The sequence below is a fragment of the Neobacillus vireti genome, from assembly GCF_036962465.1.
In the GTDB taxonomy this organism is placed as follows: domain Bacteria; phylum Bacillota; class Bacilli; order Bacillales; family Cytobacillaceae; genus Neobacillus; species Neobacillus vireti_B.
The window spans coordinates 1-12,204 of sequence record NZ_JBALNF010000067.1 but is presented as its reverse complement, the minus strand read 5'-3'; the positions used below and the strand labels follow the sequence as shown (position 1 = coordinate 12,204).

General features: G+C 33.6%; 9 protein-coding genes and 2 pseudogenes. All 11 read right to left on the bottom strand.

Going from position 1 to position 12,204, the window contains the following annotated elements:
• Window positions 1–62: hypothetical protein (locus V7077_RS27840; RefSeq protein ID WP_420489704.1), on the bottom strand; the 62-nt coding region annotated here is incomplete at its 3' end.
• A 31-nt stretch (window positions 63–93) separates the two neighbouring features.
• The gene (locus V7077_RS23895) at window positions 94–1,887 is read right to left on the bottom strand and encodes an InlB B-repeat-containing protein (protein ID WP_335506605.1); all 1,794 of its coding nucleotides are present in this window, start codon (window positions 1,885–1,887) and stop codon (window positions 94–96) included.
• A gap of 367 nt (window positions 1,888–2,254) precedes the next feature.
• On the bottom strand, window positions 2,255–3,997 hold the full coding sequence (locus V7077_RS23890) for a phospho-sugar mutase (protein WP_335506603.1): 1,743 nt from the start codon (window positions 3,995–3,997) through the stop codon (window positions 2,255–2,257).
• A gap of 17 nt (window positions 3,998–4,014) precedes the next feature.
• A complete protein-coding gene (locus V7077_RS23885) occupies window positions 4,015–5,103 on the bottom strand; it encodes a glycosyltransferase family protein (RefSeq protein ID WP_335506601.1) in 1,089 nt (362 codons plus the stop codon).
• Window positions 5,104–5,163: 60 nt separating this feature from the next.
• The gene (locus tag V7077_RS23880; protein ID WP_335506599.1) at window positions 5,164–6,552 is read right to left on the bottom strand and encodes a sugar phosphate nucleotidyltransferase; all 1,389 of its coding nucleotides are present in this window, start codon (window positions 6,550–6,552) and stop codon (window positions 5,164–5,166) included.
• Window positions 6,553–6,795: 243 nt separating this feature from the next.
• The gene (locus V7077_RS23875) at window positions 6,796–7,293 is read right to left on the bottom strand and encodes an acyltransferase (RefSeq protein ID WP_335506597.1); all 498 of its coding nucleotides are present in this window, start codon (window positions 7,291–7,293) and stop codon (window positions 6,796–6,798) included.
• Window positions 7,294–7,606: 313 nt separating this feature from the next.
• Window positions 7,607–8,554, bottom strand: a pseudogene (locus tag V7077_RS23870) (Gfo/Idh/MocA family protein); the annotation flags it as partial.
• Window positions 8,555–8,584: 30 nt separating this feature from the next.
• A pseudogene (locus V7077_RS27835) lies at window positions 8,585–8,956 on the bottom strand (adenylyltransferase/cytidyltransferase family protein); the annotation flags it as partial.
• 343 nt (window positions 8,957–9,299) lie between these two features.
• The gene (locus V7077_RS23865) at window positions 9,300–9,866 is read right to left on the bottom strand and encodes an acyltransferase (RefSeq protein WP_335506593.1); all 567 of its coding nucleotides are present in this window, start codon (window positions 9,864–9,866) and stop codon (window positions 9,300–9,302) included.
• 322 nt (window positions 9,867–10,188) lie between these two features.
• Window positions 10,189–11,118 carry a LicD family protein gene (locus V7077_RS23860; protein WP_335506591.1) on the bottom strand — a complete coding sequence of 310 codons (930 nt, stop codon included), beginning with the start codon at window positions 11,116–11,118 and terminating at the stop codon, window positions 10,189–10,191.
• Window positions 11,105–12,204 (bottom strand): oligosaccharide flippase family protein (locus tag V7077_RS23855; RefSeq protein ID WP_335506589.1); only part of this gene is annotated, 1,100 nt, incomplete at its 5' end. The genes V7077_RS23860 and V7077_RS23855, both read right to left, overlap by 14 nt.

The window sequence follows — 12,204 nt, the reverse complement described above, 5'->3', positions numbered from 1 at the left end:
GTATCTGTATACCATCCTCCAAATGCATATTTATCCTTTACTGGGGCTGGTGGTTCACTTATTTTTTGTCCTGGGGCAACCTGTATCTTTATATTATTCGTTCCGTTCCAAAAATAGACATCTACATAGGGAATCCANNGGTGTGTTAAAGTCCATTGCTTGTGTTCGTACCGAATCTGTATACCACCCTCCAAATACATAATTATCCTTTACCGGGGTTGTTGGTTCAGTTATTTTTTGTCCTTGGGCTACCTGTACCTTAACATTATTGGCCCCGTCCCAGAAATAGACATCTACATATGGGATCCATTTCGCATAGAGTTGAACATTGTTCGCTGGCATTGTTGTAAATGAATACTCATTGATTAATTCACTATCAAAATACCATCCACCAAATGTAAAGCCAAACTTCATTGGGTTTATTGGCTTCACTACATTTGTGTTATATTCTTGTGTAATACTACCTACACGACTTCCACCATTTGTGTTAAATGAAATTGTGTACTTATTAATTGTCCATTTTGCATACAAAGTAATATCTCCGGACATTTTTAAATCTGTTGGAAGAGGAGTAGTTAAGTCGGCATCTAAATACCAACCATCAAAATGGAAACCAGCTTTTTGCGGAATTAATTGAATTTCGTCAATTACTTTTTTGTCACTCTCAGCTACAAAGTTCGTGTTGGGTTCTGAATTGTTTGTGACTAATTCAACATTGTATCCCCAGACAGCAGTGAAGGATTTATTGATGGAAGGATCAAAGGTTAAACCATTATAAAACGCACCGTTGCTATCCTTCCATAAAAGACTCACGTCATTATTCGGCGAAAATGAGCCATTTTCACTAAGAGAATTCAACAATTCTTTATTTGGAAGTTTTGCATCCGCATTGCTTGTTACATAAGCTAAACTCTGTTCTTTTCCGCTCCCACTGTTAAAATTGACAATGTAGAGATTATTAAGCGAAGAATTTTTAGGTTGTAAAGACTCCCAATTTCCAGTACCAATTTTAACCCCATAATAATATTTAACGTCTGTAGTAATAATTTGCCTTGGATATGACCAAATTTTATTTAGGTCAACTCCACCTGTAATGTTAATTAGTCCACCACCCTCATAGTTATAATGTCCTCCACCTATTCCTGCTGAAGCTGTTTTTCCAATAGCACTTATATTACCTCCATTAATGTAAATGCTATCAGTTCTGCCATAAAGACCACCACCAATGCCTGCAGCATCCGTTCCACCTGTAGCAGTAATAGTCCCACCGTTAATGATAACATTACCACCTGTTTGATGATCTGAAGTACCGATTCCTGCTCCACGTTCACCACCTTGAGCAGTGACTTTTCCGCTATTAATAATAATTGACCCTGTTTTATTTCCACTACCCGCTCCAATACCTGCAGCATAAGCACCACCAAAGACATCTATTTTTCCGTCTCCGCTAATTTCTAAGGTGGTCTCTCCTTCTACGCTAATTCCAGGATAATATGTAGAACCACTTAATTTGTTTTCTCCAGTGAAATACAGATGATTGTTTTCGCCAATAAATTTTAGCGCCGGAACATAAATCGATTGAACCTTTAAATTATTGATTGTTAAATTTGCATTAGGACACTTATACTCGATTGCTAAATATCCATAGCCAACTGAATTCGTACCAATTACTGTAACTTTTTCGCTTGTGTTTATAATTATTTTTGTCCCAGTTCCAGTTGGATTCACAGGTGGCAATTGAAAAGTTCCACCTGTGTCTATTTCAGTAACTTGTGACCAAGTATTCCATATAGTCGTATTTGGAGAGGCATAACTAACTGAGCATTCAAACCATAAAAGTGTTAAAAAAAACAAAAAGAAAATTGCATAATTTTTAAATCTTTTCATTTTACACCTCTAATTTTATATTTTACTTACATCATGTCTATTAAAATTTAACACTAACAATATACTATAGTTCCAATGGTCTTCAGGAACTTCTACATATTCGAATTCATGAGCGTCCAGGATTGCCCGTGTTCTTAAGTAATACTTCCAAATAATGATAAAGCTGTGTAATGATATTCATAAGAGGGTGCTCAGCAAACACTCAGTTTTGAGCCACTACGATTATTCGATTGATCCAAATTACAACTCTAGGTACCCAGCATTTTCTTTTATTCATTATACCATCTCGTTAATTTCGGAAGTTAAATAACACCCTTGAACTAAGAGGACAAGGGTGCGAATTATTATTGTTTTTTCTAATAAGGGATTATACCATTGCAGCTAATCTATCATCTACCATATTCATAACATCAGTTTGGATTGAAGCTAATTTCTCATGACTTTGTTTCATCGACTGTCCCTTGACCCCAAAGTAAAATTTCGCCTTAGGCTCTGTTCCAGATGGGCGCAGACAGAACCATGAACCATCCGCTAAAAAGTACTTCAACACATTTGATGACGGCAAGTTAATCTTACTTTCCAAACCATCTGCTTTTCTTACTGAAGTAGCGTAGTCTTCCACTGCTGCAACTTCTATTCCCGCTACCTCACTCAAGCTCTCATTTCTGAATGTATCCATTAAACCCGCAATTTGTTCCGCTCCGTCTTTCCCTTTTAAGGTAATCGACTGAAGTGACTCCTGATAAAAACCATACTTTTCAAAAATAGCCAATAGACCTTCATACATCGTCATGCCTTTAGATTTATAATAGGCAGCAACTTCTGCTGCAAAAATAGCAGATTGGACAGCATCTTTATCACGTACAAAATCACCAATCAAATAACCATAGCTTTCCTCATAGCCAAATAAGAAGGTATGCTGACCTGTTTGTTCAAATTCATTGATCTTTTCACCGATGAATTTGAACCCTGTTAGTGTATCCATTGCCTGCATGCCGTAATGCTCTGCAATCGCACGACCAATTTCAGAGGTAACAATTGTTTTAATGACCACACCATTTTCAGGAAGAATACATTTAGCTTGTTTCTGAGATAGAAGATAATCAAGCATTAAGGCACCCATCTGGTTACCAGTTAACACTACGTATTCACCCGAACTGTTTCTTACTGCAACACCTAATCGATCTGCATCGGGATCTGTCGCCATAAGAATATCTGCACCCATTTCTTCCCCATATTTGATCGCTAATTCAAAAGCTGCGTGCTCTTCTGGGTTCGGTGACTTAACAGTTGAAAAATTGGCGTCAGGTAGCTCTTGCTCCTTTACAACCGTAACATTTCCAAATCCAAATGCCTTTAGGCCAGCACGAACAGGTTTATTTCCTGTTCCATGTAATGGAGAGTAAACAATCTTTAAATCCTTCGCGACCTTGGCTACCACCTCAGGATTCAATTGAAGTGACATTAATTGTTCTACATAAGCATTGTCGATTTCTTCTCCAACGTAAGCTAATAATCCAGTGGAAAGAAGGACCTGCTCTTCTGCTACTTCAACAGTTAATTCATTTTCAACAGCATTCACATATTTAATGATAGTATTAGCTGCCTCTGGAGGAATTTGGCCGCCATCTTCTCCGTACACTTTAAATCCATTGTACTCAGGCGGGTTATGACTCGCTGTAATTACTACTCCTGAGAAGGCATGTAAATATCTAACTGCAAATGATAATACCGGTGTTGGACGAAGCTCATCAAATACATAGGCCTTAATTCCATAATTACCCACCGTTTTTGCTACTTCTAGCGCGAATTCAGGAGACTTATGGCGAGAGTCAAACGCAATTACAACTCCACGCTGTTTTGCTTCCTCTCCTTGTTCAGCGATATACTTGGCCAATCCCTCAGCTGCTCTACGAATAGTATAGATATTTAAACGGTTAATACCAGGTCCTAACTCCCCACGCATACCGCCAGTACCAAATTCTAAGTGTTTATAAAAATGTTCTTCTAATAATTTTTCATTGTTTTCAATATTAAATAATGTCTCTTTTAAATCAGAATTTAAATTATTAAATGAGAGCCATTTTTCTGCATTATATAACCAAGTCAAAATTGGTTCCCCCTTGTCTAAGATGTAGAAATATTCATTATTTGCAATATATCAGCGGCTATCTTATCTGCTTCATGATTATTTAATTTGCTATTCACGTTAATTTCTTTTGTAATATTATTCATAAAGAATTCGTCCAACCGAAAAGACTTAAATTGGTCCCAATCAATAATATGACAAAGATGATGTTTCTTTAAATAATTGATAGTGTTTTGATCTTCTACCATGGAAGTTCGATTAAGGATTAAAAGAGGTACATTGGCATTAATTGCCTCGCCAACCATTCCCCAACCTGCCTTTGAAATAACTAGGTCTGCTGCCGCAATATAGTTTTGTGATTCCAGATAATCACTAGGAATTTGAAAAACATTAGCACGGTTTACCTGAACATTGGAAGATACGATAAAGGCACAATCAGGGCTGTTCCAAATAGGCAGCTCCTCTAATGAAGAATCAACATCGATTTTCATTCCAAGTCCTAAGAAAATAACATGCTTATAACCATTTGGATTTACCAATGTTCTAATTCGTTCAACCTCTTTTAAATCTACTTCCCTTGAATAAATGCCATATTCGTTTGTTGTGACAGTCCACTTTTCATTGCCTCCAGCCAAAGAAAAGAAATAGGTCATTTTTTGATAGGCAGTTTTAAAGGGGTATAACTCTCTATCTTCTATTAAACCTTGATAGGCAGTATACCAAGTAAAGTTAGAAAGACCAATAGAAGGAATACCTAAATGTTCAGTTGCTTCAAATGGAAGTGGTGAAATATCGGAAACTACCAAATCAATCTTATTCATCTGTAGAAAATCTTGCTCCTGATTTACCTTGTAATCCCAATTGGAAACGAAGTTTTTATATTCCTCAACTAAACGATTCCTATCAGGTTGAATCGAGTTTTCTTCTAAAAAATATCCGACATCTGTTTTTAAGTTCCTAAAAATTACACGACTAGAATTTAAGGAATCCTTAATAAAAGTCAGAGCAAACGAATGGCAAACAATGATGTATACTTCTGGGTCTTTTAAAAGGTTCCTTATGATTGCTATACCTCTTGAGGCATGTCCATACCCATAATCAGATATATAATAAGCTATGATTCTCACTATAACACCTCAAATTAAAGAAAAAAGGAGGAGACATATATTCTCCCCCTTCTCACATAATTATAATATCACTTTTGCCTTTGACTTATTGAAGTGATTAATAACGTCATTCCATTTAAAATAGAGGCGAGTAAAATCATCATCACTTATGCCAATCCCAGTTTGAACTTCAACAAACTCCAACTCAGAAAATGCCTTTATTCCATGCTTCTTTCCTGCTGGAAGATGAATAATATCCCCCGCTTTTACTCGAGTAATATAGTCATCTAATGCTAGTTCACCCTCACCTCGAACAATCGTCCAAACTTCATCACGAAGATTATGATAATGATAGCTAGAATTTTTCCCCTCGTGTATACAAATACGTTTTGTAACCATTTCGTTTCCATCATCATACTTAGCATAATCAAGAACCCGAGACCAACCCCAGATCCGCTCTTCATACATTGGAGGCTGATCAAATCCACTAATTAGATCCTTAATTTTTGGACTTGAAGCTTTGTCAGCTACTAAGATTCCATCGGGACTAGCAGCTACAATAATATCTTTTACACCAATCACAGTAACAGGAATATCAAGCTCGTTAATTAAATGGGTGTTTACAGTATCATCACTTACCACACCTTTTCCTAATTGCGTTGTAGCCATTTCTTCTGTTAAGGTATTCCAAGTTCCAAGATCCTTCCAATATCCATCATAAGGAAGAGCAACAATATGGTTTGCCTTCTCAACTACTTCATAGTCAAAACTAATCTTAGGTAGATTTTTGTATTGTTGTGATAGGTTATCATAATGGAGCGGCAATCCTTTTTCAATCAGAATATTAATTAAATATTTTAATTTAAAAGCAAATACGCCACAGTTCCAAAGAGCATTCATTTCTATCAAAGTTTGCGCCTTTTCTTCACTCGGCTTTTCGGTAAAATCATTAACTGTAAAATAGGTATCAACATCTACTTTACCTTTAGGAACAATGTAACCATATTTAGAAGATGGATAAGTAGGTTTAACACCCACTAATGCCATATCAGCTTCTGAATCTAGCAATACTCTCTCTAATTCTTTTACTTTCTCAAAGAAGTTGTCTTCTACATAAGGGTCAACTGGTAAAACTACAACTACTTCATCTTCCGATACATTTTGAACAGAAAACAGATACGATGCTGCTAAAGCAATCGCTGGGAAAGTATCGCGACGTTCAGGCTCAATAATGAGCGGTACATCCATGCCGATTTGACTATGAATCATATCTCTTTGCATTTTAGAGGTTGCAATTACAGACAAATCAGCGAGCCCCACTGTATTTAACTGCCCCCATACTCGTTGAACCATTGATAGCTTTACCTCATTTTTTCCTTCTAAAACTCTTAAAAATTGTTTTGATCTTGTGTCATTCGATAAGGGCCATAGCCGCTTTCCCGAACCACCTGATAATAATAATAGCCTCATGAAAATCCCTCCAAAAAATTAAACCTATCAACCTTACTAATTTCCACTTAATTTGATTCATCTATTATTCACTGCAAGAATTTATTTATCTATTATATTCACTTACAATAAGGCTTTTGTAAGTTTATGAGATTCTAGTCTATATTTTATCGTTTAACTAAAATAATAGAAAAACCAATTATAACCAAATTCGATTTACAGTTCATTAATAAATTTTTCTTTTTGAACTAAAAAAGACCAGCCTTACGGTAAGTCCTTAATCCTTTGTGCAGGTACACCAGCATATAATCCATTAGGTTCACAATTTTTGGTCACTACAGAACCTGCAGCTATTATACATCCCTTTCGAATTATAATTCCTGGAAGTAAAACAGCTCTTGTTCCAATCCAACATCCATCCTCAATTATTATTGGTTTTGATTCGTGTTTATCAGCACGTGATTCAGGTTTGCCAATAATATGAGTTGTGGTACACATCATTACCTCAGGGCCGATTGCACAGTGGTTTCCTATCGTTACTGGAGCATATTCATTAAAAATGGTTGTACCATCGTTTATAAAGGATTCAATCCCAATTGAAAGATTTGAACTCCTGAAGTTACATCTAGGCAAAATACAAGCATTATCTAATAATTTCATACCACTTAAACGATAAAGAAACGTTCGAAATTTTGAAGAAATCAATGGAGATTTGGCAATGACAAATGCAAATTTCACCAAAAAATTTTTAATCCTTAGCAAATTAACCCCCCCATCCATAAATTCTTTATTACAAAATAAAAACCTATCGGTATTTACCATATTACTTTCATATAAAAATTTAACTATAGATTGTATGCATAGTCATAAAATTAATATTAGCTTCAATTATTTTGAAAATGTACTTCTATTTCTAAACTCTCTATTTAAAATACATTGTAAACATTTAAAAACCAAGAAGGCACCAAACTCTATAAAATTAATGTACCTTATGGTAGTTACATGATTGCGTCCAAAAAAATTTTTCTCTTCGCCCTAGTATTTTTATTCTTTATAAGCGTAAAATTTATTCAAATTAAAACCTTTGAACACCTTGGCCTTGCATAAACTTTTCAATGACACCTATCATTGTTATAGATTCACCCTCTGTCAACTTATATGCATGATTATGATACCCGTTAATTTGTGCCATAAACTCAGCAAGTTCGTACCTTAGTCCATCACCTTCAAATTTATAATAGTACTTTTTGTTACTGTTAAAATTCTCAAAACGAACTTCAAAATACTCAGTCTTCCACCAAGGAGAAGGCACATAAATATATCCTTTCGTACCCGAAATGACTAAATCACCTTCAGATTTAACCCCTAATCCCACTTTCGCAGATGCTATTGCGTTTTTATACTTAATATTTACCTTTGTAAACAGATCTACAGCCTTTTCACTATCAAAATATGAGTAAAATTCCAATTTCTCTATATTTTGACCTAATAATTTAATTATAGCTAATAGTGGATAGGATCCTAACTCGGTCATACTTCCACCTGCTGCATTAACGTCCAATTCTCGAATGTTGCCTTCCACCAATTTTGTAAAAGTTGCATCTACACTCTTTATTTCCCCAATCAAACCACTTTTTGCAATACTAATCAATCTAATAAATCCTGGAGAATATGCTGTTTTTATTGCCTCTAAAAGAATACAATTGTTATTTCTCGCTAGAGTATACAATTCACATGCTTCATCAGCAGATAATACCATGGGTTTTTCACATAATACATGCCTGCCTCTAATCAGTGCTTGTTTAATATAGTGATAATGGGTTAGATGTGGAGATGCAATATAAACAGCATTTACCTTTTCAATTAACGTATCATAATTTAATGTATAAAAATCTAATTCGTGTTTTTGAACGAATTGCCTTAATGAGTCCTCATTGTTTCCGAATACACCTTCAACATTAATGCCACTTACAAACTTTGACTCTTGAATAAACCTATTTGCAATTCTCCCATAGCCCACTATTCCTAACTTTATAATTCCATTTCCCTTATCTCTTAATTCGGTACTCGATATTCCCTTTGTTCTCTCCAAATAAACTACTTCACAATATTCTCTTAAATAATCAAATTTACCTAACCAATCAGAGCCAATTGCAAAAATGTCAATTTGATATTTAAGTATGTCATTAATTTTTTGACCTTCAAATTCTTCAATTATTACTTCATCAGCTAATCCACTTTTTTTAACATTTTCAATGCGTTCCATTAAACTTTCCTGAACATTTAATTTACCTCGACTATCATCATAGTTTTGTGTTGTAACCCCAACTATCAACCAATCACCCAGTTCTTTTGCGCGCTTTAATAAGCGCATATGACCATCGTGAAACAAATCAAAGGTCCCATATGTTATTACTCTCTTCATTTGATAATCCTCCATAAACATAATATTACGACTAGAATACCTAACTCCCGATTCATATAGGCTTAGAGAACAGCACAAGTACATCCATAATTGGAAGAGGATTAGGAAACTTTAGCTTTTTAAGAAGATCAGAATTGGAATTTATAAGTCTTTTCTAGATTTAAATTGCACTAAATTCATTTTCTGAATAAGGATTTGCATGTCATACAAAAGCTAAATCTTCTTTTATACTTTTTTAAATTAAAATAGTTTTGATGAAGATGATCCAATTACAGGGAAAGTATCCTCATTAAGGTTATAAAATGTGAAATCATACTTATAAACATTTATCTCAGTACTTTAGTCATCTTTCACCAGTGTCAAGTACACGAAGTACCTTAGCTGGATTACCAGCAGCTATACAGTTTTCTGGTATTTCACCAGTAACAACACTTCCAGCACCAATGACTGAGTTATTACCGATTTTTGTGCCCTTTAGTATTAAACAATTGCAACCAATGAACACATTTTCACCAATCTCTATTGATTGGATTTGCATATTTTCATTTGGCGTTTTGCTACGCACTTTCGGGTCAATAGGATGAAAGTCATTATCTATAATTTTTGTGTTACCACCAACCATTGTATTATCGCCTATTTTTATACTTTTTCTAGCATATATCGTTGCACCAGAAATCCCCACATTATTACCAATATGAATTTCGGCTTCATGAGTCCGTGTCACAATAATTGTTCTTTGGTATAATCCTACTAGATTGGATAAGAAAGATGAATTAATAGTGACATTATTTCCAATGGATAATCTATTTCCAGACTTGCTATATATGATTGGCAAACCTTTTAGTGTTAGTCCTTTTCCATAAATAATTTTATTTAACCGTAGATAAATTTTAAACCAATTGCTTTTCAACTTCCTTCCCCCCTAAAACCTTTTACTGACTGTGAATAACATATTTATCCAGTAATATGATTGTGAAATATCATTGCCATACTTCACGACTTAATAAACCATAAAAAAAGAGAGAAAAATATGTCCTCTCTTTTGAAAATTGTACTTTTTAAAATATATAAGCTTAAAAATTCAAATTTATTAAAAGCATTGATTAACAGCCATTTAGTGTTAGAGGACTTAAAATCCTATAAATAAATACCCTGATCTTAGAAGAAAATTATTAGGTTTGAAAAAAGGTAGAATATAAATACTTTAAATGTTTAAATAGTTATAATTTTCATTATATATCTCTTAAGCTTACATCACCTTCAAAAAACTTTTGAACAATTATCTTATCCATATACTCTGTATAAGGTAATTGTGTATCATAAAATATTATTGCTTGATGGTGAGCTCCCCTTTGATCCACTGGTGGAAGCTGCATATAATCACCAAAATGAATTTTTAAACACCTATCATTCCCCTTCGCAACATAGGCATTTGTGTATTCGAAATCTACTTTCTGGGTTTGGATTAGGTCTTTCTTATAGTAAAGATGTATTCCTTTAAATGCGTAAACTGGTAATGCAACAGTATCTACAAATTTTGTATTAAATTTACCAAATAATTGACAGTTCCAATTCCATAACTTCCAAAGTCTATTAGCTGATAAAATTTTAAATATAGATATTAATACTCTGTCAATTTTACTACAAGTAACTTGGTAAAATCGATCTGTCAAAATATTTAGTAATTTCGCCGATACCTTTAATTGTAATTTTCTAACCCATTTAATTGAACATACATTATCAAAAGGATATATTTCTATAAATATCCCATGATTAATATTTCTATCTACTTCATCTTTTATAATCCCTGTAGTACTTTTATCTCTAATTCTTAAAAATGACGAAAATTGATTATTCGGTAGAAAACCATATTGAATTTCGTAGTTGAATGACGTTTCCGATTTAACTACTTCAAGGAATTTATTAAAATCCTTTCTAAGCATTCCAATATCCAAGTCATCATCCCAAGGAATGAACCCTTTGTGTCTCACAGCTCCGATTGCTGAACCTCCGATTAAAAAATGGTTCAGATTATATTTATTACATATCTTATTAAATTTTTCATACATTAAGAGCTCTGCATGCCAGAGTCTTTTCCTTTCCGCATTTACATAAAAACCAAACCTATATTCAGGACTTAGGTGGTTGTTATTTTTCTCCAAAAGATACATCTCCAATCATCCTGGTTTTATAAATAAAAGTCATTAAAATCAAAATAATTAAAGCAATCCCAGCCCTAATTAATAAATATTTAATAAAAACTAAAGACAAAATCCCCAAAATAATAATTAAGAATCCATATAAAACAAAAATAGCCGTGTTAAAAATACAACTTCCTAACAATCTAGCAGCAATAATATAATGGAAAGTAAAATAAAGCATATAGGAAACAAGTGTGGTATAAGCAGCAGCAATATATCCATATTGCGGAATAAAAATAAAATTTAATATAACATTAATTACAGCTGCACCAATTGTACCCAATGCAATATATTTTGTTTTCTTTAAGTAATATTCAATTTGTACTGGAATCGTATAAATAACAGAAAAAAAGATTCCAACAAGTACGGGAATAGTACAGTACATTGATGACCAAAAGTCCTTACCAGCAAGAACTTTTGTGATTTCTGGAGCTGCTAAAATAAGAAATGCTGCTAATAAAAAAATAACTGTTAAGTATTGTGATGACCTTTTCTTTATTGCACTTAGATTCTTTTTGATCATTTGCTCAAAAAACCAAGGGGACCAAGCGGTATCTAGGGATGAAACTGTTATAGTTAAGATAGTGCCGATTGTATAGGAAAAACTATATAGACCAACCATTTGATTGCCCGAAAAATGTTGAATCATTATACGATCAGATTGCGATAAAACTATTTGAGATAAGCCATGGGATATAATCGGAATACTAAATAATAATCCAAATTTCCAGTATTTAAAATTAACCTTTGGCATTGCCTTTTTGTAAAATGAAAACAAAATGATAGCAGTCAACAAAATAATAGGTGCTGAGGTACCAATTATTCTCCCCATATAACGTTGTCCTGACATAATTGTCAAAATCAAAATAAGGGATAAAAATATATTTCCAACAGTATTAACTAATGATATCTTTAAAAAGTTCTTATACTGATAATCTAAACTAATTTTATTGTTATAAATATATATGATTCCCTCACCAAAACTTTGAATAATTAACAAATTCAAAATAAATTTATTAAAACCTGTTAAATTAAATATATATTCAC

Bases quoted from the DNA above. Each gene is read 5' to 3' on its own strand.
- V7077_RS23880 (WP_335506599.1), bottom strand. From the start codon at position 6,552: ATGAGGCTATTATTATTATCAGGTGGTTCGGGAAAGCGGCTATGGCCC.